The organism is Candidatus Poriferisocius sp. (assembly GCF_965204145.1).
In the GTDB taxonomy this organism is placed as follows: Bacteria; Actinomycetota; Acidimicrobiia; order Acidimicrobiales; family Bin134; genus Poriferisocius.
On sequence record NZ_OZ241977.1, the window covers coordinates 2,640,292 to 2,663,941 of the forward strand.

Here is a 23,650-nt window from a genome sequence, read left to right on the forward strand (position 1 = left end):
TCTGCCAATCAGAACAACACGGGGTATGTGCCCCACCAGACCCGGGCGATGTTGGGGTCTTGCTGGGGGGGATTGTCGGGGTCGCTCTCGGCGCCACGCACCAGCAGGCCCCGCAGGATCAGCGCCACCGTGCCCAGCAGGATGGGCGCCCCGGTGTTCTCGTCGGCGGGCACACCGCCGTCGAGCTCCATGCCGATGCAGGCATGGCGTCCTCCGCCGAAGGTGTGTCCCCAGCGGGGCACGTCGTCGCGGATCGAGCGGAGCGGGTTGAAGCTGTCGGCGTCGTCCCCAAACACCTCGGTGTCCCGGTTGGCCGACCACAGGTCGAACACCGCGAAGTCTCCCACCGCCATCTCGGTGCCGTCGCGCAGGGTGACCGGCTCCACCGCCTCCCGGCGGGCCACCGGGCTGGCCGGGTGCAGCCGCATGGACTCATGCACGCACTGCTGGAGGAACACCGAATCCTCGATCATTCGGGCGCGGTCGTCGGGGTTGTCGTCGAACCATCCGAATGCGCCGTGAACGGCGTGGGTGGTGGCTGCCCCCGTCGAGTGCATCCCGGCCAGCATGTAGAAGGCCACCTCCCGTCGGACCACGTCGCGGGGCAGATCCAAGGAGTCCTGGTTCCGGACCAGCACGGTTAGCACGTCGCGGGGCAAGTCATCCTCGGCGATCTCGCCGGCGACGAATCGCTCGAAGAGCTCGGTGCGGCGGTCCAGCGACGGGGCGAAGAACTCCTCGTCCCAGCGCTCTAGCGCCTCGGCCACTTCGGCCCTCAACTCCTCGGGATCCCGGGTGCTGTGGACCGCAGTGGCCCCTTCGCTGAACTTGACCGCGTAGGAGAACAGCCGATCGGTCTCTTCCGCCGTGCCCTCCGAGTAGTCCACCCCAGCGGCGGCGGCGGTGAGGTTGACCACGATGCGCCGGGCCAAGGGCACCACGTCACCCCGCCCATCGGCGGCGGCTGGGTCCAGCACCGCGTCCACCGCAAGCGGGAGCAGATCCCGCTCGTAGTGCTCGAACGTCTCCCGGCGGAACAGCCGATTCTCCAGCCGGCGGCGACGGCGGTGCTCGTCTCCCCAAAGGGTGAGCAGGGTGTCGGCCATGATCACCCCTGCGGCGTCGTAAAGGGCCTGCTTCAGGCCCTTTTGCCGATAGCCGTCGCGAACGTCGTCGAATCGGGTAAGGGTGAACTCTGCCATCGGGGTTTGTCTCCTTGGGTCAGGTCGGGTGGATCAGCCTTATTCGTCGACGCCGTCGATCGACGCAGGGCGGGGCATTCCGGCCAGCACGGTCGAGACCACACCGCCGTCCACCACCAGATTGTGGCCGTTGACGTATTCGGCGTCTTCCGAGCACAGCCACATCACTGCTTTGGCAATGTCATCGGCGGTGCCCAGGCGTTGGCTGGGGGTTCGGGCCGAGCGGGTGGCTCGCACTTCCGGGTCGGCCAGGACGGGCGCCGACATGCCGTCGTCGATGATGCCGGGGGCCACTGAGTTCACTCGAATGCCGGCTGGACCCCATTCGATGGCCATCTGCCGGGTGAGCTGGATCACCGCAGCCTTGGTGGGGCTGTAGGCCCCGGAATTAGGACCGGGAGCGATGCCGTTTATGGAGGCGATGTTGACGATCGACCCTCGGCGGCCCTCAGCGATCATCCGGCGGGCCACCGCTCGACCGCACACGAACGGGCCGGTGAGGTTCACGTCCACCACCGCCCGCCAATCGTCCTCCGAATGGTCGACCAGCGGGGTGAACCGCACGATGCCCGCGTTGTTGACCAGCGCATCGGGGGTGCCGAAGGCATCCAGCGCGGCTTCAACAGCGCTGGAGTCGGTGCTGGACGCAACCAGGGACTCTGCATCAGCAAGCGACTGGGCGATCTGCTCGGCGGCGTCGGCATTGATGTCCAGCACCCCCACCCGGTAGCCGCCCGACGCCGCCTGTCGGGCGATCTCAGCTCCAATGCCGTGTCCAGCCCCGGTCACAATGATCGATTTCGTCACGAGCGCAAACCTTAGTGGTCGGCCTTCGGGTTAGCGGAGGTTGCCATTCACAGCCGCCACCGCAGCTACTCCAGCAGGTTGCCGTTGGCGTCGAACACCTGGATGGCCCGGGAGGGGCAGTTGCGAGCCGCCCGGAGGAGCTGCTGATCGGTGAGATTCCCTACGGTGGGCAGCACGGTGGCCAATTCGTCGTCGTCGAAGGCGAATGCCGCGGGATAGTCGGCCACGCACCTTCCCGAGCTCATGCACTCTTCCTGGTCGATCTCCACCCGGTAGGCCATGGCATGACCCTAGACCCCGGCGCTGCTGCCGATAAGTTTGCAGGTCGATGAAGCCCATCGACGGTATGTCCATCCTGATCACCGGGGGCGGTTCGGGCATCGGCGCGGGAGCGGCCGAGCACTTGGCCAGCCAGGGGGCGCGGGTGACCATCACCGGCCGCCGTCAGGACAGGGTGGAGGCGATGGCATCTGCCATGGGAGACCAGGGTCGAGCCGTAGCCGGGGATGTGACGATGGCCGCCGACCGCACGGCGATGATCGAGGCCGCGGTGGAGCACGGCGGCGGGCTGGACGCCCTGATCAGCAACGCGGGGAACATGTACCGCGGCCCGGTGGACGAATTGGACGAGCAGGCCCTGCTCGACGTGTTCCACACCAATGTGGTCGCGGGGATGATGCTGGTGGGCGAGGCGCTACCCCACCTGCGGGCGCGCCAGGGATGCGTCGTGTTCGTGGGGTCGGTCCACACGCAGCGGGCCTTTCCCGGCGTGGCCCCCTACGCCGCCACCAAGGGGGCGCTGGAGGCGCTCACCGGGGTGCTGGCCGCAGAGCTGGGCCCCCAGGGAGTGCGGGTGGGCTGCGTGCGGCCCGGCGCCGTGTTCACCGAGATCAACCAGCGGGCCGGGCTGATGGGCGACGACGAGGCCAAAGCCCGGCTGGAAGGGCTGGGGCCGGCCCACGCCTTGGGCCGCATCGGCACGGTCACCGAGGTCGCCGAGGCCTTCGAGTACTTGGTGCGGGCCGAATGGGCCACCGGCTCGGTTCTCACGGTGGATGGCGGGTTGAGCCTCGGCATCACCAACGCTTGACTTATGCGCGACCGTTTGGCTGTGGTTCGGGACCACTTGGCCGCGGTCCACTCCGGCGATCCCGAGGCCATGGCCGCCGACTACGCCGAAGATGCAGTGCTGGTGCGGGATGTGACTTACCACGGCCGCGACGCCATTGCCGACTACTTCACCACCGTCCCGGAGCGGCTGGGCGATGGCCGGGTGAAGTTCGCGGAGCCTCGGATGGAGGGCGCATTGGTGACGGTGGCCTGGACGCTGGTGGGCGGCCCCGGCGACGGGACATCGGGCATTGACTGCTTCGAGGTGGTTGACGGCATGATCGTCTGCCAGACCGTGACCCTCGACGGCGGTGACTTCTGATGTTCGACGAGATCTACGACGTGGTGGTCGTGGGATTCGGCGCCGCGGGCACCGCTGCCGCCATCACCGCTTGTGATGCCGGCGCTTCGGTGGTGCTGGTGGAGAAGAGCCCCGAGCACCGCCATACCCCCTCAACCCGGATGTCGGGGGGCATGGTGATGACGGTGACCGATGTGGATGCCGGAGCCCGCTACCTGGATGTCTGCGCGTCGGGCATGGTGCCCTACGACGTGACCCGCGCCTGGGCTGAGCGGGCCGCGGGCCTTTCGGAGTGGTTCGAGGACGTCATCGGCGGTTTGGACATGGTGGCATCGGCCGGGGCCGAGCATCCCGGTTTCGAGGGTGCCGAGGCGATTGTGGCTGTGCAGCCCGGCGGGGTGGCCGAGAGGCTGGCCGCCGCGGCCGGAGCCGGTCCCCGATTCTTCGAAGGCCTGGCTGCCGCCGTGGCTCGACGAGACATCCCCATCCGGTGGGACACCGCGGCGTCTCGGCTGATCCAAGATGCCGATGGCCGGGTGACTGGGTTGACTGCCACCCGCAGCGGCCAATCGATTGCTTTGGGCGCCCGTCGAGGCGTAGTGCTGGCCTGCGGTGGGTACGAGTTCGACGAAGACCTCAAGCGGGACCACCTGCGAACCTATCCAGTCCACTTCTATGGCAACCCCAACAACACCGGCGACGGAGTGCGCATGGCCGCCGGGGTCGGAGCCTCCATGTGGCACATGAACCAGATGATCGGCCGGGCGATTGGCCACTTCGACCACGACGGAAAGCCGCTGAATTTCATCATCGGCATCGATCCTCCCGGCTATGTGATCTGCGACCAAGCCGGAAACCGATTCGCCAACGAGCACCATCAAGCGCTGCTGCGCCACGACTTCTACTACGACCTGCTGGCCTACGACCCGGCCACCAACACCTACCCCCGTGTTCCCTGCTATTGGTTCTTCGATGAATCCCGGCGTCGGGCCGGGCCGCTCACCTACACCCACTTCGGGGCGGTGGCCGTGGGACTCTACGACTGGAGCGACGACAACGCCGCCGAGATCGAGCAGGGCTGGATCGTTCCGGGGGCCACCATCGCGGAGGCGGCTGTCGCTGCGGGCATGACCGAAGAGGCCGCCCAGCAGGCGGCTGCCACCGTGGACGCCTACAACCGATCGTGTCGCAACGGCGAGCCCGATCCGTGGGAGCGCCCGCCCGACACCATGATCCCCATCGAGGAGCCGCCCTACTACTGCGTGGTGCTGTGGCCCGGTGGGTCGAACACCACCGGCGGACCTCGTCGGGACCGCCACGGCCGCATACTGGATGCCTTCGGCGACCCGATTGCCGGCCTGTACGGGGCCGGGGAACTCGGCCAGGCCTCCGGCTTGCTCTACCCCAGTGACGGATCAAACCTGTCCGAAGCCCTCTGCTTCGGCCAGATCGCCGTTGAACACGCCCTCAGCGGCTGATCACTGCTGCCCGTTGGCAACAACCTGGCCGGCGACGCGGCCCAGCGTTAGGGCGGCGGTGATCTTCACCCCGCCCAGGCCGATGGCGGGGCTGACTCCGCCTACACAGTCGCCTACTGCGTAGAGGCCGGGAATGGCATCGCCGAACACGTCGAGAACCTGCATGTTGGCGTTTACCCGGAAGCCGCCAGCAGGGAAGTTGATGCCCACCACCATGGGGGCGGCCCATAGCGGCGGTTCGACGATGCCGGTTCGAGGCTCACCGAAGATCACCCGGCCGAAGTCGGGATCGCGGTCAGTGCCTGACTGCACCATCTGATTCCAGCGGGCCAGCGTCTCGGTCAAACCGTCGGCGTCGCACCCTATTGCCCCGGCCAGATCGGCGGGGGTGGCCCCCGAAACCGCCGGCGCGGGCATCTCGGCCACCAGTTGGGCCTTTTCTTGGGCGATGCGATTGTCGAACACGTACCAGGCCTGCTGGTCAGGTTGGGCCTCTAGCGCCTCGACCCGGTCGTCGTAGGGTCCGGCCTCATCGTGGAAGCGGTGGCCGTGCCCGTTCACCGCGATGGAGTCTTCCACCAGGGCGGATCCCACCATGACCAGCGGGGGGATCATGGTCATGTTGATCAGGTCGCCCCCTACCGCCAGGCCCATGATGTGGCCGTCGCCTCGGCAGAACTCCGTACCCAGGTAGGGGGTAGACGCCTGGGCCTCAGGCTGGAACCGAGACCGCAGGTCGGGGTTGGCCTGATACCCGCCTGAGGCAAGGATGACTCCGTTGGCTGCTCCAAAGCGCCGACAGGTATCGGAGGCCACTCCCGAGACCCGATCGCCGTCTTGCAGCAAGCGCACCGCCCGAGTCTTGTAGCGAACCTCCACCCCGGCATCAGCCAAGGCCGACTCGAAGCACGCGGTGAACATGGCCGTGTCGGCCACGCTCACCATTCGGTCCACGGTGTGCTGCACGGGCCGGGGCAGAAACCGGTCGAATCGAAAGCCCAGCTCGATGAGCTCCCGGTAGGTGGCGGCTGAGTCCTCGGCGTAGCGCCGGGCCAAGTCCACGTCGAATATCAGCCCGTAGCGGTCCTTCTGCCGGTCGATCTCGGCCTGCATGTCGGCCAAGTACCGCTCGGGGCTGTCCTCAGCGCCGATGCTGACTTGCATGTCGAAGTCGGCGAAAGCCACATAGCCGGTGGAGCGAGCAGCGTTGCCCCCGAGCTGCTTGTCGGCCTCCAATAGAACCACCGAGGCGCCGTCCCGAGCGGCGGCTAGGGCAGCCGCTGAGCCCCCCGGGCCTCCTCCCACGACGACAACATCGAAGGTATCCATTGCACTTTTAAGGCTATCGGCGGTTTGCCAATTAGCGGTCGGTGGCGGCGGGAAAGTCGGCGCCAGCCAGCCAGTTAAGAAAGTCCTGGCGGCGGTTCGCGTCCACCAGCTCTACGCGCTGGCGGGTGGCGGGGAGCCAGTGGTAGGTGAAGCCCAGCGGGCGCCCGTCGGAAGCCTCATAGGAGGCCAGGGGCTCATAGCCGGCATCGGCCAGGCGCTGGGCGTCGACCACCAGGTCGTGGCTCCAGTAGCCCAGATGGTGGACTCCGCCCGCAGTAGATGGATCCCACACGGTGCCGGGAGCTGCCCTGATCAACTCGATGTGGGGCGGCCCAGCCGTGGAGTAGGTGAACTGGAACTCGGCCAGCACCACCCCGTTGGGCTGGCGCACCATGAACTCCCGGTCTTGCACGGGCCCCCATTCAAAGCCGTGGACGGCGGTCCACTCAGCCATGGCCGCTTTGAGGTCGGTGACCACAACGCCGAAGTGGTAGAAGTCGTCGAGGGGCACGAGCCCCGCCAGCGACTGGGATGTTGAATCAGGCATGGCCGTGCCACCCTCCGTCGGTGAATAGAACTTCGCCCGTCACATAAGACGCCTTCTCGCTGAGCAGAAACGAGATGACCTCGGCGATCTCATCGGGCTCGGCTACCCGGCCCATCGGCACCCGGGCGTCCAGCCAGGCGGCCTGCTCGGGGTCGCCCAGCCGCTCTGCGGTCATAGGGCTGCGCACCGGCCCCGGCGCCACCGCGTTGACCCGCACTCCCAGCGGCGCAGCCTCCACCGCGGCTGCCCGGGTGAGCGCCGACACCGCTCCCTTTGAGGCCACGTAGTGGGCTTGATTGGGCACCGCGATTTCGGCGTTCACCGACGAAACGTTGACGATGGCTCCGGCGCTGTCGGTCTTGTGGCGGCGCAAGAACCCCCGAATGCCCAGCCACGTGCCAACCACATTCACCCGCAAATGGCGTTCAAAGTCATCTAACTCAGTATCCACAATCGAGCTGCGGCTGCGGATGCCAGCACAGTTCACCAACCCGGCCAGCGGACCGGCATCGTCCAACACCTGATCCCAGGCAGCCTCATCGGTCACGTCGAGGAGTACCACGCCGTCGGCGGCCGTCACATCGGCGGCCACAACATCCCAGTCAGCGTCAGCCAGCACTCCACAGGTAGCCGCGCCGATGCCCGACGCCCCGCCGGTCACCAGCACTCGACCCGGCATCAGTGGCCCAGATACGAACGAACCAGGTCGTGGGAGGCCCGCAGCTCGGCCGAAGGCCCGCTGATGTCGTTGTTGCCGGTGCGCAGCACGTAGGTGCGGTCGGATACCTCCAGCACCCCGGCGTTCTGCTCGACCAACAAGAAAGTAGTGCCGCCTTCGTCCCGCAGGTCCACCACCAACTCGAACAACTGGTCCACCAGGTTGGGGGCCAAGCCGAAAGAAAGCTCGTCGATCATCAGAAGCTTGGGCCGAGTGATCATGGCACGGGCCAAAGCCAGCATCTGCTGCTGTCCACCCGACAGCGAGGATGCCTGCTCGCCGATCTTCTCGGCCAGCGCGGGCAGCAGGTCTAAGAGGCGGTCGCGGTCGCGGCGAATTGCCGCCGCGCCGTCCGAGCGCAGCCCCAGGCCCAACTCCATGTTCTCTTTGACTGACAGGTTCTGGAAAATGCCCCGGCCTTCGGGCAGGTGGCCGAGGCCCCGCATGGCCCGGCGCTCGATGGCCAGGCTGCCCAAGTTCTCTCCGTCGAGCACCACCGATCCCGACCAGGTGTCCAGCACTCCGGAGATGGCCCGCAGCAGGGTGGTTTTGCCCGCCCCGTTGGCCCCCAACACCGACACGATTTCGCCCTCTTCCACCGACAGCGAGACGCCGTGCAGCACTTCGAGACGGCCGTAGCCCGAAACCAGATCATTGATCTCGAGCAGCATCAGGACGACTCCCCCTTCTCGGGGCCGTCGTCTTCGGTCCACACCTCTTCCAGTGTGCTCTCCTCTTCGACATGGTCGATGTGATGGTGCTCCGACAGCGGCCCCTCCACCTCGTGAATCTCGCCGCCTTCCTCAGCCTCAAAACCATGGCCCAAGTAGGCCTCGATCACCGCGGGATCGGTGGTGACATGCTCTGGGCTGCCCTCGGAGATGATCTCGCCAAAGTGCAGCACGCTGATCTTGGGGCAAAGGCTGGTCACCAGTTGCAGGTCGTGCTCGATGATGATCACGCACAGGTCGCGCTCGGCTTGGATCTCCCGCAAACCCCGCAGCAACACCGTCACGTCGTCGGCGCCCAATCCGGCAGCGGGCTCATCAAGTAACACCACGGTAGGGTCGGCCACCAACGCCCGGGCCACCTCCACCAGCTTCTGCGAACCCAACGACAGCGCTCCGGCCTCTTCGTGGGCCAAGTCGGCCAAACCGAAGCGGTCAAGCATGTCCATGCAGATCTGGCGGGCCTCGGTCTCCTCCCGACGCTGCTGGGGCAAGAGCAACAACTCGGCAAAGTGCCCCCAGCGGAACAGATGGTGACGGCCCAGCAGGGTGTTCTCCATCACGGTGGCGTCGAGAATGAGCCGAGGGGCTTGGAACGTGCGCCCGATGCCCGCCTTGACCCGCTGGGTGCGGGACATGTGCAGCACATCCTCGCCGTGCAAGCGGACCGCGCCCTGGTTGCTGCGAACGTAGCCGGAGACGACGTTGAACACCGTGGTCTTGCCTGCCCCGTTGGGCCCGATGAGCCCGTTGAACCCGGGGGTGAATTGCAGATCAACCCCTTGGAGGACTTGGTTTCCACCAAAGGCCACGTTCAGGTTCTCGACGGCCAGCGATGCAAGAGCACCTGAGGGTTCGGCACCCGGCGGAGAGGCTTCTACGACGCTCATACCTGCTCCATGAAGGATTTACTCAATCTCTCCAGTCTTCGCTGGAGGTCTTTGACCCACCGGCTGTCGCGAAGGCGCTTCGGGAGTGAAGCAATACCGCTGGGAAGAATTAGGACTGCCAACATCAGTATGATACCCAGGATCAAGAACAACAGCTTCTGGGTGTCTAGAAGTTTTTGACGGATAAAGACAAAGAATATGGCACCAATAAGGGGGGCCCATTTGTAGCCAAGACCTCCAGCAATAAGTACCACCAGCAGGAAGACCAGCATGTTGGTCCTAAATGCAGCAGGTTGGGCAAAGGAAGTATTCTGCGCCCACATCGCACCTGCAAGAGCTGCTGCAAATGCAGACAGGCCAAAGGCGACGAGCTTGTAATAGGTGGAGGAAATACCAATTGGTCCGGTAGCAATGTCAATATCGCGTACCGCTTTGAGTGTGCGACCCAGTCTCCGCTTTGTGAGAATCGTATACGCAACCATCATGACGAATAATGCACCTAATGAAAGAACATAATAACTCTCTACACGATCCAAGCCAGGAATTCTAAACTGCGGCACTTGCTTGCCGGTGCCACCATTAGTCTTGAGTCCACTCCAGACCTTTTCATCAAGACTAATGATCTTGATGATGAGTTCTCCCAAGGCCAGTGTCGCAATGGCAAGGAAGAAACCTTTTAGCCTCGCCGCCGGAAATCCAACAACGATTCCAACGATTGCCGCCGCCACACATACCACCGGAAGTGAGAGAAAAAACGGCCAATCATAGCCAACCTGAGCTTCCCTCACGCCGCTGGGAGCAGAAAGCACAGTCGTACCGTAGGCACCGATAGCAAATAGGCCGGCGACTGCTAGCCCTAAGGTGCCAGAGTAACCGACAAGAAGATTAAAGCCTACAGCAGCAGCGCCGTAGGCGAAGACATAGGCAAGGTTTCCTCGTCCTAAGTTGTCGCTAGTGTCAAAGACTCCGGTCCAGCCAAAAATGTGAATCCATGGCAGAAATCCCAGGAAAAGAAATATGCCAAGAGTGGTCAATTGTTCCCGATACCGGGCAATACCTGTGGATGTGGGCGGATACAGAGGACGGGGAGAAGCAGTTGGAACCGCCATCACCTACACCTCTCGAGTCCGAGCTGTGCGGCTGAAGCCACCCGGCGCCACCAGCAGCACGACCACGACCACCAACAGAGCGATGGTGGGCTGCAAGCTCGTGCTGATCTGGCCTCCGGCGAGTGCTTCTCCCACTCCGATGAGCAGGCCCCCGGCAAACGTTCCCCCCAGAGAGACGAACCCTCCCAGTACCGCAGCGATGAACCCCTTGATGATGAGTCCATGAGCACTCCCCAGTTCCAGCACTGTGGAACTGGTATTGAGGATCATGGCTGCGCCGGCCACAAATGTGCCTATAGCCCAGGCGATGAGCGAGACAGCGCCAGCGTTGATGCCCAGCATTCGGGCGGTGGGACCGTCTTCCGCAATGGCCCGCATCCGCACCCCCCACTTGGATCGGAAGTACAGAGCCAATCCGATAGCGATGGCCAGGCCAACTGAGATGGTGACCACTTGGTCCCACCCGATTTGGGTGCTGCCGATATCGAAGACCTCTCCCGACCATGGAGCCTCGAAACGCTGAGGGGTAGCCCCCCAGACGATCTCAATGACTGCCCCAAGCGCGAAAGTCAACCCAATGGTCAGCAGCAGCAGTGGAAAATGATCCACCTTGATGAGGGGCTGGACCCAAGAGCGAAGCATCCAATAGGTGAGGACAGCGGTGATCAGGGCCAAGATCACCGCTACTCCCAACGGGAATCCCTCATCGGTGACCGGGAACCAGTCGAAGAACGTGGGCAGTCCCTCTTCGTTCAGGAAGTCAATGCTGACATAGCCCAGCCCGAGGGCGGCGCATACCGCCAATGGCTGGTTGGACAGCCCAGTCAGAGGGCGAACCAGAAGGAACTGCGTGACAGCCCCAAAGAGAGCAGCAAAGGCCAAGCCGATCACGATGGCCAACCAGAACGGCCAGCCTACGCCTCCCTTATCCGGGTCGGTAGACAGGAACCATGACATATAGGCGGCCACCAAGCCCATCTCCGCGGTGGCGAAGTTGGGGACATCGGTCGACTTCATGATGACCACGATGGCCAGGCCAATGAGGCTGTAGCTCGAACCGTTGTCCAAGCCTTCCACGATCTGCTGGAGGAGTTGATCCACCTGTTATCCCCCCGAGGTGAACGGTCCGGGGCCGGCGCTCACCGGCCCCGGATCGTCAATCGAGTTAGCTGGTCGGCGCCTGGAAGGATCGGACCTGGGTCCAGCTTTCTGTGGCGGCATCGTACCGGGCCATGCCCGCACCCGATGCGCAGCTGTGCCCGCCGGGCAGCGGGCCGCAGGCCACTGGCGGGATGGAGGGCACCAGGATCGGGTCGCCCGCCAACGCCTCAGCGGTAGCGTGGAAATTCTCATAGGAGTAGTCGCCGTCCAGCCGGTCAAACAGCTCGAAGAACGCCGTAGCTATCGAGTAGGTCTGGAGGCTGAAATTGGGAGCGCCACCCTCTTTGCCAGGACCGTCGTAGGCGTCCCACAGCCCACGCCAGTGCTGGACGAACTCGTCGTCACCGTCGGGCAACGCCACCTGAAGGGCGCCGAGGTAGCCGTCTGCAGCCTCGGGGTTGGCCAAGCCCACAGTGTTCTGGCCACCAGCACCGGAGGAACCGGCATCAGAGCACACTAGGGCGTCGAACCCGGCCTCATGGAACCTGTTGAGCACCAAGCCGTTCTGGGCGTTGTCCAGAGCTGTCAGCACTGCTTCTGCCCCAGAGTCGATCACGGCCAGCACTGCCGGGCCGACCGCGTCGGAAAGCACCTCGACCTCTTCTTGGGCCGTGATCTCCATGCCGTTGATCGGTGCCTGCGCGTCGATGGCGTTGAACGCCTCAACCCCCAATTCGTTGTCCTGACCTATGGCGGCAACTTTGGTCACGCCCTGCTCGGCGAAGTAGTCGATGCAGATTCGGCCCTGCTCGGTGCGGGTCGGGTTGGTGAGGTACACCTCTTGGATGTCCTGGTCGGCGGGCGACACCGGACCCCACAGCGGCGTACCAGCAGCCTCGATGTCGGGATAGGTGGACGGGATGGCCTGTGAGCCCGCGGTGCCCACAAAGGCCCACACGTTGTCCTGCTCGATCAGCTTGCGGACGTTGGTGACCATCTGCTCGATCTCGAAGCGGTCATCTGCCCAGGCCAGCTCGAAGGTGCAGCCATCGATCCCGCCAGCGGCGTTGACCTCGTCGACCGCCATTTGGATGCCAGCCAACAGGCCCTCGCCAGCCACGGCAGCCCGGCCGCTGAACGGCTGGGAAGTACCGATGGTGATCACGCCGTTCTCTTTGTCCACGCCTCGCATGTCGCCTTCGGTAGCAAAGCCGCAGCTGCCTTCAGCGGCACCGTCGTCATCGTCGTTGCCGCATGCGGCCGCTAACAGGGCTACTGCGAACAGCAGCGCCAGAACCTTTAAGAGCTTGGACATGGAAACCCCTCCGTTTCGTTGGACGTGCACTGATCGGACGTACACAAGTTCGGGACTCTAACAGAGAATTTTCTGTGACAAAATGCCGGAGATGGCAGAAATCACCGTGACCACGTTCGCCGAAGCCCGGGAGTGCTATCGGAACAAGAACCTCCGCCAAGCGCTTTATGACGCGGGCGAGGTGATCATGAGCGATGTGGTGGTGAACCTCCACGGCGACGAACACCGGGACCGACGCCGGCTGGAGAACCGGCTTTTTCGGCGTGACACCTTCACGCTGTACGAACAGGACCTGTTCCCGCCCATCATCGAATCGACGCTGGCCCCCCACTTGGCCGAGGGCAAGGCCGAACTGGTCAAGCTCGGCCACCAGCTGATGATGAACCTGGCCGCGTTCACCGCCGGGGTGGACCGGCCCCAGGGCACCCCGGAGGAGACTTTTCGGCTCTATGACTACCTGACCAAGTTCATCGAGGGGGCCACGCTGGCCCACTACACCGGCGACAAGGAGGCCAAGGTGGTTGAGATCGAGGCTGCGCTCGAAGCATTCGACGCCGAATTCCTCACTCCCGGCATGAATCGCCGCCAAGCGCTGCTCGACCAGTTTGAGGCCGGAGAGACCGATGTCGCCGAGCTGCCCAAAGACGTGCTGATGGTGCTGATGCACAACCAAGACCGACTGGAGCTGAGTCATGAGACCATCCGGCGGGAGATCGCCTTCTACATGCTGGCCGGGGCCCACACCTCGGCCACCGCCTTCAACCGGGTAGTACACAACATCTTCGGCTGGCTGGCCGATCACCCCGAAGACGAGAACCGGGTGCGCGACGACCGTTTGTTCATGCAGCGCTGCACCCACGAGACCATCCGCCTCCAGCCCTCCAGCCACACCGGCATGCGCTGGGCATTGACCGACATCGATTTGTCCAGCGGCGTACACATCGCCAAAGGCGACCGGGTCACGCTGGATCTCCTGTCCGTGAACCGGGATCCCTCAGTGTTCGGCGACGATGCCGCCGACTTCAATCCCGACCGCACCCTGCCCGAGGGAATTGCCCCGTGGGGGCTGAGCTTCGGTCAGGGCATGCACGCCTGCATCGGCCAAGACCTGGCCGCCGGCGTCACATTCATGGACGGCGACGACGTGGACGCCCATCTGTTCGGCCTGGTGCCAGCAGCGGTGCAGACCCTGTTCGACCACGGCTGCCGCCCCGACCCCGACGACCCGCCCGAGATGGACGCCTCCACCACCCGCCCCTACTTCGGCCGCTACCCGGTGGTGTTCACTCCCTAAACATCTGGTGGTGTGCCCCCGGGCCAGAAGGGTCGTCTACACGCCTAGAACGCCTCGAATCCCGTCGTCGATGGCGGCGACAAGGGCAGCGGGAAGCTGCCCCACGCGATCGGTCAGCCAGGACCGGTCTACCAACTCCAGCCCGAGCGGCACCGCGACGGAGTCCGTTGGCAGGCCCGTGGCCGATGAGGTGAGCAGCACATTGCCGGCGAGGCCCGCTCGTTCGAGGTTCGAGGTCAACGGCACAACATGCGTCTGCCAGATATCCACGCTGAGAACATCGTTTGATGACACAACGACACACGGTCGTCGCTTGTCGAGATCGGCCCAATACACCGCGCCGCGCGCTACCACGGTGCAGAGCGCTCCATCCGCTCACCCACGGCCAGCGCGTCCTGCTCGCTCAAGCGCTCCCCATCCGCCAACGCGGCATCTGCCACCAGTTGCTGGGCAAATGTCAGAGTCGAGCAAGCCGAGTGGCGCCGGAGCTGTTCGGTCACCCACCTTGAGAACGGCACGTCAAGGCTGTCGATGATGGGCACAACGTCATCTGGCACACTGATCGTTTTATTGGGCATGTACGTATTATACGTACATAAGCATTGCCCGCAACCCCCAGCGCCTCAATCTCAAGCTCTAGTCGATCAGGTCGCTGGTGAGGATTTGGGCGGCCCAGTTGGCCACTTTCTCGCCGGTGATGGGGGAGCGGGTGGGCCAGGGGCGGTCCAGATCGACGAGTTCGCCGCGGCTGATCACGGTGCGGAGGTTGGCCCTGTTGGCCAGCACGGTGACGTCGGCGGCCGGGTTTCCGTCTACCACCAGCACGTCGGCGGCCATTCCGGGAGCCAGAGTGCCCACCTCGCCCTCCATGCGCAGGGCGATGGCCCCGTTGGCAGTGGCGCAGGCGATGGCCTGAAGCGGGCTCAGCCCGACCGATTCCACCAGCACCTCCATCTCCCGGGCATGCCAGTGGCCATAGGGGGTGAGGGCGAACCCCGACTCCGACCCGCACAAGAGCGGCACCCCGGCGTCGTGGGCCTTGGCCATCATCTTGGCGGTGGCCTCGATCTCGCCCCGGAACACGTCCTGCATGCCGGCCCCGGCGCCCACCAGGTGGCCGTAGTCGGCCAGGTTGGCCAGGAAGGTGAAGGTGGGCATGAGGGCGGCGCCGGCATCGATCACCGCCTCGAGGCCAGCGTCGTCCATGAACGAGGCGTGCAGGATGAGGTCGACCCCGGCCTCGGCGCAGGCCCGGGTGCTGTCCGCTGAACGGGCGTGGGCCATCACGGGGGTTTCAAGTTCATGGGCGGTGTCGCACACCGCTTTCAGCTCCTCGGGCTTCCAGGCCAAAAGCTCGCCCTTGTGGCGGGGGATGGATCCGGTGGCGTGGATCTTGATCCAATCGGCCCCGTACTTGATGTGGCGGCGGGTCATCTGGATCATCTCGTCGACGGTGGTCACCACCTGGGCGTAGCCCACCACCCCGGTGTCGGGGATGAGCCGCCCGGCGGTGCCGCCCACCGCAGTAACCAGCGCTTGCACGCCGGTGGCCATGCGGGGGCCCTCCACCACGCCAGCGTCCACCGCATCACGCAGCGACGGGCCCATAGAGAACAGGGTGTCGGGATCGCAGAATCCGGTGACCCCGGCCATCAGCAGCTTCTGGAGATTCTGGGCGGCGATCAGCGCGGCCAGGGTGTGGTCGCGGTGGAAGAACAGCTCATCGTTGGACTGCACGTCGTCGAAGGTGCAATGGACATGGGCGTCGATCAGACCGGGCATGACGGTGCATCCGGAGGCGTCGATGACTATGGCGCCGGGCTGATTGGCGCCTGCATCGGAGCCGACAGCGGCAATGCGGTCGCCTTCCAGCAGCACCGAGGCGTCGGGTTGGGGTGGGGAACCGGTGCCGTCGATCACCGTTCCCCCGGTGATCAGGATGGGCGTCGGCTCAGACATCGAACTCAGTCCCCTTCAGTCCCCCAGCAGGGCCGCGGCGGCGTCCTTGACGGACATGCCCACCTCAACGCCTCGGTCGCGGGCCGGCTGGTTGCACGCGCTGATGATCCCCTCATCGTACGCCTTGAAAGCATCGCCCACCGGGGCACTCCACGCATCGCAGCACGCACCGGCCAGTCCGTGGGCCTCGGTGATGGCCAACCCGGCGATGCCAGCGTCGTTCTTGCTGCGGCCCCCGTCGGAGCAGATGAAGCCGTGGGGACTCACCTCCAGCAGGAAATCCGCTCCGCTGCGCCCAGTGTGGCCCGCAGTGACCAGCACGTTGCGGGAGTCCTCGGGCAAGGCGAACACGATGGAGTCGGTAACCACGATCTGGCGACCGCTGTCGGTAGTGGCCTTGACCTCGCGGCGGATCTTGGTGCCCTCGTCCACCTCGCCGGGATCGTTGTTCAACAACAGCTTGGCTGCCTCGGACACCGCCATCCCCTCGACGACCCCGCAGCGCTCGGCGTAGATGTTGAGCCGGGAGATGACCCCGGTCTCGTACAGGTCGAGTCCGTTGCCCAGCTCGGCGCTCATCCCGTCGGCGGTGGCCGCGGGAACGCCGAGGGCCTCCAAGAACCACAGCCCGGAGATGCCCGCGCCGTCTTTTCCGATGCAGCCGTCGTGGCCGATGACCCCCTTCGGCCGGTGGGGGGCCATGAGCCGGGCGGGCAGCACGCCGAGATACGAAGACGGCACCACCACATCGGTGTCCCGATTGCGGGCGTCCACATACCGGGCCGAGTCCATGGTCACGATCCGGCGGTCGCCGTCGGTGTAGACCACCTCTTGGGGGTGGTCTTCTTCGTTGGCCAGCAGTGGGGCTTCTTCAGGCACGATTCGACGTTACTCCTTGCTTTCTCCCGGTCTGTCCTCTCCAGTCTGTTGCCCCTACAGCCCGGTGCGGCCGGCTTCTCGGATCATGGGGGCGTAGTCGGCGAAACCGGGGGCGTCGGGGCGGGCGCCGGTGGTGAACCCGGCGTCGGTGGCCAGGGTGTGGCCGCTGGTGTAGCCCGACTCGTCGGAGGCCAGCCACAGGGCGGCGTTGGCCACGTCGGTGGCCAGGCCGGGGCGACCGATCAGCGGGGAGCTGGCAGTGAGCTCGGCCAGCGCGCCGTCCATGTTGGTGTGGTCGCCGGTATGGGCGAAGGCCACCATCGGGGTGGCCATGGACGCAGGGGCGATGCAATTCACCCGGATGCCGAAGCGGCACAGCTCGGCGGCGGCGTTCTTGGTCAGGCCGACCACGGCGTGCTTGGCGGCGGCGTAGGCGTGGGGACCGAGGCCGCCCATCACCCCGGCGGTGCTCGACATGGAGATGATCGAGCCCGTCATCCGGGGCTTCATCACCCGGGCGGCGTGCTTGACGCCGTAGAACACCCCGTGGAGCAGGACGTCGATGCTGGCGTGCCATTCGTCGGCCGGGGTGGTGTCAACGGGCCCGACGGCGCCGACGATGCCGGCGTTGTTGTACATCACGTCCAACTGGCCGAACTCGGCCACCGCGGCGTCCACCAGGCCGGCCAAATCGTCTTCGGAGGTCACGTCGCAGTGGAAGTAGGCGGCGCCATCACCCAGTGAATCGGCCAGCGCCTGTCCGGCGGCGTCCTGGATGTCGCCTATGGCCACCTTGGCGCCCTCTTCGGCGAATCGCTCAGCCGCGGCCCGGCCGATACCGCTGGACGCCCCCGTGATGGCCGCCACCCGTCCGTCAAGTCGTCCGCTCATCGTTGCCTCCTGTGAATCGACTGCGCCCGGCACCGTAACCTGAGCGGCCTATGGAGACCAGATCAGAAGACAGCCAAACCCTCGACGTGGATCGAATCCAAGACCTCTTGGACCGCGAAGCCATCCGCCACATCCAGATTCGGTACGCCTGGAGCCTGGACAACCACAACTGGGAGGCGCTCAAGGAGATCTTCTTGCCCGACGCGGTGGCCGACTACCGGGGCGAGCGGTTCGAGGGGCTCGAGGCCATCGTGGCCAAGTGCGCCTCCTCGCTGGAGCCAGCCGACGCCAGCCAGCACCTCAACGGCTGCCACTGGGCCCAGATCGACGGCGACAAGGCCATCGCCGGGTGCTACTTCATCGCCACCAAGTACATCGCGGATGTCCCCGGCGGCGACACCTTCATCGTGGGCGGCAAGTACATCGACCAGATGGTCCGCACCCCCGACGGCTGGCGCATCGCCCACCGCCTCCTAGAGCAGACCTTCCTAGACGGCAACCCCGAAGTAGAAACCATCTCCCAAACCCGCTGGGCCACCCGCCAGCAGGATGGCGGCTAGCAGCTAGAGCCGGAGTAGGCGGGTGGCGTTGGTGTTGAGGGTTTGGGCTAGGTGGGTGACCTCGGGGCCGGTGCCTCGGTCCCAGCCGCCGAAGTTGGTGCCGTAGACCAGGCGGTCGGTGCCGTATTGCTCGAGGGCCAGGGTGAGCTCGGCGTCGCCGGTGATGTGGCAGTCGAACCACAGGCGGCTGAGGGCACGGTCGAAGGCGCCGGGTTCCTTGATCCATTCGGGGGAGGCGGGGCGGCGCTCGGCCAGCTTGCGGAGCTTGGACAGGATGACCGGGGTGGTGCCGCCGCCGTGGGACAGGCACAGGTCGAGGTCGGGGTGGCGCTCGGTGACCCCGCCGAACACCAGGGTGGCCACCGCCACCGTCTCCTCATAGGAGTACTCCAGCACCAGATCGAGGTCCCAGCGACGCAGCCGGGGATCGAGCAGCGGGCCGTCGATGCCCGACTGGGTGGGGTGCAAGAAGTGGGGCACATTGAGCTCAGTACACAGCGACCAGAGCTGATCCAGGGCCGGATCATCCAGCGGGGTGCCGAATTCGGTGCCGGTGTAGCCGGCCAGCAGGCCCAGCTCCCCTACCGCCCGCTCTAACTCAACACAGGCCGCGTCGACGTCCTGCATGGGCAGCGCGGCCAATCCGACGAAGCGGTCGGGGTGAGTAGCCACCGCGGCGGCCAGGTCGTCGTTGTGGCGGCGGCAGAAGTCGATGGCCAGCTGCGGCTCGATGAAGTGCAGGTAGGTCAGCGGGTTGGGCGACAGAGCCTGCACCGAGATGCCCTGGGCGTCCATGGCCTCCAAGCGCATGTCCAGGTCGATGAACAGCGATCCCCGGTAGGCCACCCCGTCAAGCTGGTAGCCCCCCACCCGGAACCAGGGGGTGCCGTCGTCGTGGGCGCCGATCTCGGGGCCGCACGGCCCGGCCGCACCCATCGTGCCCTCCAACACGATGTGGGCATGGACATCAATAAGACCTGTCATATCAGTCCGCGTCCCTCACATCGGTCCGCCGCAGGGCGGCGAATCACAGCCTCAACGGCCTTCCATGATCCCGTCGGCACCGGGCAGCCACGAGGCGACACCGGATATGGGGATGGCACACACCACCGCCTCGGTGATCTCAGCCTCGGCGGCCCCGGCGTTGCGGGCGCCGTTGGCGTGGATGTTCACGAATCGACTGGAGAACTCCGCTGCGTTGATGGTGCACAACAGCAACTCCACGTGCTTGGCGTCGAGCTTGTTCTCGGCCAGCGACCACTGCCGCATGAGCACATAGCCCTCCAGAGCCCGAGGGGCGTTGTCGGCCATCACCTCGATGTAGTCGGGCACAAACCCGAAGTAGCTCTGGAAGTAGTCCAGTGCGGCCTGCCGGTCGAGCGCGAAGTCGGGGATCGGCTCAGTGGACTGCTCGGCAATGGTGCCAAATGCCTGGTCGATGGCCCGAGCGAAGGCGTTGTAGGTGGCCTCGCCCCGGGAGATGAGCACGGCCAGCGACGCGCCTCGGGCGTCGCTCAGGGTGAGCCCCAGCTCGCGGGATCGGACCAGCTCGCGAACAGCCAGCTCCGGCTGGACCCTCACCGACGCCGCACACGCCATGTACAGCGCCTTGGCCCAAGCCGGGCAAGCGCCGTCGCGGTCGGTCACATCGCGAATCCGGGCATAGCCCTCGGCGAACTTGGGAGAGATGGCGGCCAACTCGCCGCCAGCCAGAGCAGGGCTGCCCAGATCGCTGTGGACCGCGTTGTTGGACGTGGCTTGCATGGTCATGGATTGCTACCTCCGTATGCGTTGTGAAACTTACAAGGCGAGCGTCGGGCAGGTCAGAGTTTGGACACTTCGCCCCCGTCGATCACGAAGCACGACCCGGTGACGAATCCGGACGCCTCCGATGCCAGATAACACACCAGCGGTCCGAGCTCATCGGGCTGGCCCATACGGCGGACCGGGATCTTGCGCAGCCGCGCAGCCAGGGTGTCGGGATTGCCCAGCACCGCGGCCTGGGCGTCGGTTTCGAACGCACCGGGGGCGATCACGTTCACCCGGATGTCGTAGCGGGCCCACTCTCCGGCCAAGGCCTCGGTGAGCCGCAGCAGCCCGCCCTTGGAGGCCGAGTAGGCGGCCAGCGTTGGCTTGCCCTTGAGCCCCGATGTGGAGGCCACGTTGATGACCGAGCCGGGCTGGCCGGCGTCGATCCAGTGGGAAGCGGCCCGTCGGGCCAGCGCAGCCGGAGCGGCCAGATTCACGGCCAGCACTTCGTCGAACACGTCGTCGGGCTGGTCGACAAACTTGGCTGCGGGGGCGATACCCGCGTTGTTTACCACCGAGTCGAGGCGGCCGAACCGCGCAATGGCCTCGTCCACCAGGCCGGCCACCGCGGCCCGGTTCCGCATGTCGCACGGCACCGCGGCCACGCTGTCGCCCAGCTCGCTGGCCAGCGCTTCCAGAGCGTCAGCTGAGCGGGCTGCGGCCACCACTCGGGCGCCCTCGGCCACCATGGCCCGCACCGCGGCCTCCCCCAGCCCCCGGCTGGCCCCGGTCACCACCGTCACATGGCCGTCCAAGCCCCAGTCCACCGCCATGCCTCTACTCCTCGTCCGCCCGATCGGCCACTTCGTCGCACAGCCGGGTGGCGATGCCCAGCCGCAGCACCTCGGAGGCCCCCTCGTAGATCCGCATAGGCCGGGCTTGTCGGTAGTAGCGCTCTATATCGGAACCCCTGATGAGCCCCCATCGGCCCATCACCTGCACGCAGCGGTCCACCACCCGACTGGCGGCCTCGGTGGCGGCCAGCTTGGCCAGCGACGACCGGTCGAGGTGGGCCGATGGATCCTCGCGGGCAGCCTCGGCGGTGGCGTAGGCCAGCAGCCGGGTGGACTCCAGTTCGGCCCAGGAGTCGGCCAGCAGCCCCGCCACCGGCCCTAGCCGCACCAGCGGTCGTCCGAACTGCTCGCGTGTGGCGGCGTGGTTGGCGGCGCAGGTCAACGCCCCGTCCATGAGGCCGATGGCGGCTCCGGCCACCGAGATGCGGAACACCGACAGGGTGGCCAGCACATGTCGGAATCCCGCGCCGGGCTCTCCCAGGCGGGCGGAGGCGGGTAGGCGCACACGGTCGAAAGTCACCTCGCCCAGCACGTGGGGGGCGATGATCTCCGGGGAGGGCTCGATCGATACGCCGGGGGCATCGGCAGGCACCAGCACCAGCGAGAACCTGTCCTCCTCTTTGGCCATGGTGGTGTAGAAGCCGGCCGCTCCCCCGTTGGAGATGAACGACTTGGTTCCGTTCAGCTCCACCTCGTCGCCGTTCGCCATCAGCGTGGTCTCGATGCCCCGCAGATCGGATCCGGCTACTGGCTCGGTGAGGGCCAAGGCGGCCAGCACCTCGGCATTGGCCACTTTGGGCAACCACTCCTCCCGCTGCTCGTCGGTGCCGGCCACCGCGATGGCGTAGCTGCCGATGCCCTGAAGGGCGAACAGCGAATCCAAGTGCGACGAGGCCCGCATCAACGCCTCCCGGGCCACGCACACCGCCAGCGGGTCCACCCGCTCGTGGCGACCGCCGTAGGCCGCCGGCACCATCAACGAGCACAGGTCGCTGCTGCGCAGCACATCCAATGTGGGCTGGTGGACGTGGCTGCACTCATCGGCCTCCGCGGCGAACCCCTCCACTTGGCGGGCCACCGCCCGGGCCTCCTGCTGGATGGCCAGGATGTCAGGGCCAAGCTCGAACGCCATACGATGCTGGACAGTATGCGGTACGGGGAAAGGACACCACCGTGAGCGACATCATCGTGGAGCGAAACGACCGAGTCGTCTGGCTGCGGCTGAATCGGCCCGAGCGGCTGAACTCCTATGACCGCAACACGATCGACGAGATCATCGCCGCGTTCCGGGAGCACGTCGACGCCGGTGTGGTGGTGATCACCGGACAGGGGCGGGCGTTCTGCGCCGGGGGCTACCTGGCCAATTTGGCTGAGGCGAACTTCTATGAGCTGCGGACGATGTTCTACGGCTCATTGGAGCTGTTCGACGCCATCCGCAATGCCCCCATGCCGGTGATCGCCGCGGTGAACGGCCCGGCCTTCGGGGGCGGCAACGAGCTGGTGGTGGCCTGCGACTTCGCCATCGCCGCGGAATCGGCCGAGTTAGGCCAGACCGGGGTCAAGGTGGGCAGCGCCCCAGTGCTGGGGGGCACCAATCTGCTGGCCATGACCATCGGGGAGAAGCGGGCCAAAGAGGTGGCCTTCCTGTGCCGCAAGTACACCGCAGAGCAAGCCTGCGAGATGGGGTGGATCAACGCGGTGGTGCCCGACGATGAGCTGGAAGACGAAGTGGGGCGCTGGTGTGAAGAGCTGCTGAAGATGAGCCCCCGCTACCTGGAGGCGGCCAAGATCAGCTCCAACGTGTACTGGAACCAGCTTCGAGACAACATGGCCTCGGGACTGGGGATGCTGGCCCAGGCCATCGGGTCGCCCGACATGATCGAGGGGGCGACAGCGTTCATGGAGAAGCGCCGCCCGGAGTTCCCTCCCAGAACCGCCCGATGAGCGCAGAAACCGACAAGCAGACCGAGGTGCTGGCCTCGGCCCGGGGCCGGGTGATGTGCATGGACTCGGCCTACGACGTGGACGAGGCCAACCGGGACCGGGATGTGTGCGTCAACTCGTCGTATTGCGGCGTGCTGCCCGCCCGATTCATCGCCGAGCACCGGCCCCGGGCGGCCATCGGCATGGACTGTGGGATCGGGCCGGAGGGCTCGGCCATCGCCGGGTTGTGGTACCTGGAGGCCCTGGGCATTCCCGCCGCGGTGGCTGATGTGATGACCGCTCACTTGGGTGACGGGGTGCATCTCTATGAACATGGCGTGGTCAGCTTCGTCAACCAGCTGGCCCTGGACTGCGGCGTGACGGCGGGCATGGCGGTGCGTGATGCCGCCGCCGCGCTGCTGGACAACGACCCGGTGGCTGCCGCGGCGGCGGAGATCACCAACCGCACGGTGATGGAGACCGCCCCCGACGGCCGCTGCGTGGTGGCGGCCGACTCCATCGCCTTCGGCACCAACGAGGACACCGACCGCAACGTGCTGGTCACCGCCGGCCACACCGGCCGCTCGGCGGTGCCCTACCTGCGCCGGTGCCGACCGTTCGGGTTCATCTGCTCCGACGGCGGCCGGGGCATGGACGACTCGGGCATGGCCGGGCTCACTATCGTGGAGGCCGACGGCCTGGCCGGCGCCACCGTGGACGCCCGCCGAGCCCGCATGGGCAGCGGCCTGTCCCACTACCACGACGGCATCATCTCCGCCGCCAACTCCCTGGCCACCGGTGCCGGCGTGGAGATCGGCATGCCCTGTCCCCAAGCCGCCAGCCTGCTCTTGAACCGAGCAGTGGCCTAGCATGACGAGCCGGTGACCACCGACTTGCGAACAGCAC

The 23,650-nt window shown here is 65.9% G+C and carries 27 protein-coding genes; 7 read left to right on the forward strand and 20 right to left on the reverse strand.

What is annotated here, in order from left to right; translation table 11 throughout:
• Nucleotides 1–8 precede the first annotated feature (8 nt).
• The 3 genes from ACOGI7_RS12250 to ACOGI7_RS12260 all read right to left on the reverse strand — a co-directional run bounded on the left by ACOGI7_RS12250 (nt 9) and on the right by ACOGI7_RS12260 (nt 2,290).
• Nucleotides 9–1,202, reverse strand: a complete 1,194-nt coding sequence (locus ACOGI7_RS12250) for a cytochrome P450 (protein ID WP_419849041.1) — start codon at nt 1,200–1,202, stop codon at nt 9–11.
• 39 nt (nt 1,203–1,241) lie between these two features.
• Nucleotides 1,242–2,009 (reverse strand): SDR family NAD(P)-dependent oxidoreductase, encoded by a 768-nt coding sequence (locus ACOGI7_RS12255; RefSeq protein WP_419849042.1) that lies wholly within the window; start codon nt 2,007–2,009, stop codon nt 1,242–1,244.
• Nucleotides 2,010–2,074: 65 nt separating this feature from the next.
• A complete protein-coding gene (locus ACOGI7_RS12260) occupies nt 2,075–2,290 on the reverse strand; it encodes a ferredoxin (RefSeq protein ID WP_419849043.1) in 216 nt (71 codons plus the stop codon).
• A 47-nt stretch (nt 2,291–2,337) separates the two neighbouring features.
• On the opposite strand from ACOGI7_RS12260, the gene ACOGI7_RS12265 reads away from it, so the two are divergent.
• The 3 genes from ACOGI7_RS12265 to ACOGI7_RS12275 are packed head-to-tail and all read left to right on the forward strand — an operon-like array spanning nt 2,338 to nt 4,898.
• Complete coding sequence (locus ACOGI7_RS12265; protein ID WP_419849044.1) at nt 2,338–3,099, forward strand: SDR family NAD(P)-dependent oxidoreductase; 762 nt, start codon at nt 2,338–2,340, stop codon at nt 3,097–3,099.
• A gap of 3 nt (nt 3,100–3,102) precedes the next feature.
• The gene (locus ACOGI7_RS12270) at nt 3,103–3,441 is read left to right on the forward strand and encodes a nuclear transport factor 2 family protein (RefSeq protein WP_419849045.1); all 339 of its coding nucleotides are present in this window, start codon (nt 3,103–3,105) and stop codon (nt 3,439–3,441) included.
• Nucleotides 3,441–4,898, forward strand: coding sequence for an FAD-dependent oxidoreductase (locus ACOGI7_RS12275; RefSeq protein WP_419849046.1), 1,458 nt, complete (start codon nt 3,441–3,443; stop codon nt 4,896–4,898). Before ACOGI7_RS12270 ends, ACOGI7_RS12275 begins: the two co-directional genes overlap by 1 nt.
• On the opposite strand, the gene ACOGI7_RS12280 is transcribed toward ACOGI7_RS12275, so the two are convergent.
• The 8 genes from ACOGI7_RS12280 to ACOGI7_RS12315 all read right to left on the reverse strand — a co-directional run bounded on the left by ACOGI7_RS12280 (nt 4,899) and on the right by ACOGI7_RS12315 (nt 12,635).
• Nucleotides 4,899–6,227, reverse strand: a complete 1,329-nt coding sequence (locus ACOGI7_RS12280) for an FAD-dependent oxidoreductase (protein WP_419849047.1) — start codon at nt 6,225–6,227, stop codon at nt 4,899–4,901.
• Nucleotides 6,228–6,258: 31 nt separating this feature from the next.
• A complete protein-coding gene (locus tag ACOGI7_RS12285; RefSeq protein ID WP_419849048.1) occupies nt 6,259–6,774 on the reverse strand; it encodes a VOC family protein in 516 nt (171 codons plus the stop codon).
• Nucleotides 6,767–7,453 carry an SDR family NAD(P)-dependent oxidoreductase gene (locus ACOGI7_RS12290; RefSeq protein ID WP_419849049.1) on the reverse strand — a complete coding sequence of 229 codons (687 nt, stop codon included), beginning with the start codon at nt 7,451–7,453 and terminating at the stop codon, nt 6,767–6,769. Before ACOGI7_RS12290 ends, ACOGI7_RS12285 begins: the two co-directional genes overlap by 8 nt.
• Nucleotides 7,453–8,163 carry an ABC transporter ATP-binding protein gene (locus ACOGI7_RS12295; RefSeq protein ID WP_419849050.1) on the reverse strand — a complete coding sequence of 237 codons (711 nt, stop codon included), beginning with the start codon at nt 8,161–8,163 and terminating at the stop codon, nt 7,453–7,455. Before ACOGI7_RS12295 ends, ACOGI7_RS12290 begins: the two co-directional genes overlap by 1 nt.
• On the reverse strand, nt 8,163–9,110 hold the full coding sequence (locus ACOGI7_RS12300; protein ID WP_419849051.1) for an ABC transporter ATP-binding protein: 948 nt from the start codon (nt 9,108–9,110) through the stop codon (nt 8,163–8,165). The genes ACOGI7_RS12295 and ACOGI7_RS12300 overlap by 1 nt, the downstream gene beginning before the upstream one ends.
• On the reverse strand, nt 9,107–10,219 hold the full coding sequence (locus ACOGI7_RS12305; RefSeq protein WP_419849052.1) for a branched-chain amino acid ABC transporter permease: 1,113 nt from the start codon (nt 10,217–10,219) through the stop codon (nt 9,107–9,109). The genes ACOGI7_RS12300 and ACOGI7_RS12305 overlap by 4 nt, the downstream gene beginning before the upstream one ends.
• A gap of 3 nt (nt 10,220–10,222) precedes the next feature.
• Nucleotides 10,223–11,320, reverse strand: coding sequence for a branched-chain amino acid ABC transporter permease (locus ACOGI7_RS12310; protein ID WP_419849053.1), 1,098 nt, complete (start codon nt 11,318–11,320; stop codon nt 10,223–10,225).
• A 64-nt stretch (nt 11,321–11,384) separates the two neighbouring features.
• Nucleotides 11,385–12,635 carry an ABC transporter substrate-binding protein gene (locus ACOGI7_RS12315; protein WP_419849054.1) on the reverse strand — a complete coding sequence of 417 codons (1,251 nt, stop codon included), beginning with the start codon at nt 12,633–12,635 and terminating at the stop codon, nt 11,385–11,387.
• A gap of 91 nt (nt 12,636–12,726) precedes the next feature.
• Here ACOGI7_RS12315 and ACOGI7_RS12320 point away from each other — a divergent pair, with 91 nt between their 5' ends.
• Entirely contained in the window at nt 12,727–13,929 is a 1,203-nt protein-coding gene (locus tag ACOGI7_RS12320) for a cytochrome P450 (protein ID WP_419849055.1), read from the forward strand.
• Nucleotides 13,930–13,965: 36 nt separating this feature from the next.
• Here ACOGI7_RS12320 and ACOGI7_RS12325 read toward each other — a convergent pair whose 3' ends face one another.
• Genes ACOGI7_RS12325 through ACOGI7_RS12345 form a run of 5 tightly spaced genes read right to left on the reverse strand, consistent with a single transcriptional unit; the run spans nt 13,966 to nt 17,658 of the window.
• Nucleotides 13,966–14,283 (reverse strand): type II toxin-antitoxin system PemK/MazF family toxin, encoded by a 318-nt coding sequence (locus ACOGI7_RS12325; RefSeq protein WP_419849056.1) that lies wholly within the window; start codon nt 14,281–14,283, stop codon nt 13,966–13,968.
• On the reverse strand, nt 14,277–14,507 hold the full coding sequence (locus tag ACOGI7_RS12330) for a hypothetical protein (protein WP_419849057.1): 231 nt from the start codon (nt 14,505–14,507) through the stop codon (nt 14,277–14,279). The genes ACOGI7_RS12325 and ACOGI7_RS12330 overlap by 7 nt, the downstream gene beginning before the upstream one ends.
• Nucleotides 14,508–14,565: 58 nt before the next feature.
• Entirely contained in the window at nt 14,566–15,888 is a 1,323-nt protein-coding gene (locus tag ACOGI7_RS12335; protein ID WP_419849058.1) for an amidohydrolase family protein, read from the reverse strand.
• Between the two features lie 15 nt (nt 15,889–15,903).
• Nucleotides 15,904–16,767, reverse strand: a complete 864-nt coding sequence (locus ACOGI7_RS12340; protein WP_419849059.1) for a hypothetical protein — start codon at nt 16,765–16,767, stop codon at nt 15,904–15,906.
• Between the two features lie 54 nt (nt 16,768–16,821).
• The gene (locus tag ACOGI7_RS12345) at nt 16,822–17,658 is read right to left on the reverse strand and encodes an SDR family oxidoreductase (RefSeq protein ID WP_419849060.1); all 837 of its coding nucleotides are present in this window, start codon (nt 17,656–17,658) and stop codon (nt 16,822–16,824) included.
• Between the two features lie 50 nt (nt 17,659–17,708).
• Between ACOGI7_RS12345 and ACOGI7_RS12350 the strand changes: the two genes are divergently transcribed.
• Nucleotides 17,709–18,218 (forward strand): nuclear transport factor 2 family protein, encoded by a 510-nt coding sequence (locus tag ACOGI7_RS12350; RefSeq protein WP_419849061.1) that lies wholly within the window; start codon nt 17,709–17,711, stop codon nt 18,216–18,218.
• 3 nt (nt 18,219–18,221) lie between these two features.
• Here the strand turns inward: ACOGI7_RS12350 and ACOGI7_RS12355 are convergent, their stop codons facing one another.
• The 4 genes from ACOGI7_RS12355 to ACOGI7_RS12370 are packed head-to-tail and all read right to left on the reverse strand — an operon-like array spanning nt 18,222 to nt 21,953.
• Nucleotides 18,222–19,202 carry an amidohydrolase family protein gene (locus tag ACOGI7_RS12355; protein ID WP_419849062.1) on the reverse strand — a complete coding sequence of 327 codons (981 nt, stop codon included), beginning with the start codon at nt 19,200–19,202 and terminating at the stop codon, nt 18,222–18,224.
• A 51-nt stretch (nt 19,203–19,253) separates the two neighbouring features.
• A complete protein-coding gene (locus tag ACOGI7_RS12360; protein WP_419849063.1) occupies nt 19,254–19,988 on the reverse strand; it encodes a carboxymuconolactone decarboxylase family protein in 735 nt (244 codons plus the stop codon).
• A 53-nt stretch (nt 19,989–20,041) separates the two neighbouring features.
• Nucleotides 20,042–20,800 carry an SDR family NAD(P)-dependent oxidoreductase gene (locus ACOGI7_RS12365; protein ID WP_419849064.1) on the reverse strand — a complete coding sequence of 253 codons (759 nt, stop codon included), beginning with the start codon at nt 20,798–20,800 and terminating at the stop codon, nt 20,042–20,044.
• Nucleotides 20,801–20,804: 4 nt separating this feature from the next.
• The gene (locus tag ACOGI7_RS12370; protein ID WP_419849065.1) at nt 20,805–21,953 is read right to left on the reverse strand and encodes an acyl-CoA dehydrogenase family protein; all 1,149 of its coding nucleotides are present in this window, start codon (nt 21,951–21,953) and stop codon (nt 20,805–20,807) included.
• 50 nt (nt 21,954–22,003) lie between these two features.
• Here ACOGI7_RS12370 and ACOGI7_RS12375 point away from each other — a divergent pair, with 50 nt between their 5' ends.
• A complete protein-coding gene (locus tag ACOGI7_RS12375) occupies nt 22,004–22,765 on the forward strand; it encodes an enoyl-CoA hydratase/isomerase family protein (RefSeq protein ID WP_419851506.1) in 762 nt (253 codons plus the stop codon).
• Nucleotides 22,762–23,613, forward strand: a complete 852-nt coding sequence (locus tag ACOGI7_RS12380) for a hypothetical protein (RefSeq protein ID WP_419849066.1) — start codon at nt 22,762–22,764, stop codon at nt 23,611–23,613. The genes ACOGI7_RS12375 and ACOGI7_RS12380 overlap by 4 nt, the downstream gene beginning before the upstream one ends.
• Nucleotides 23,614–23,650: the final 37 nt, after the last annotated feature.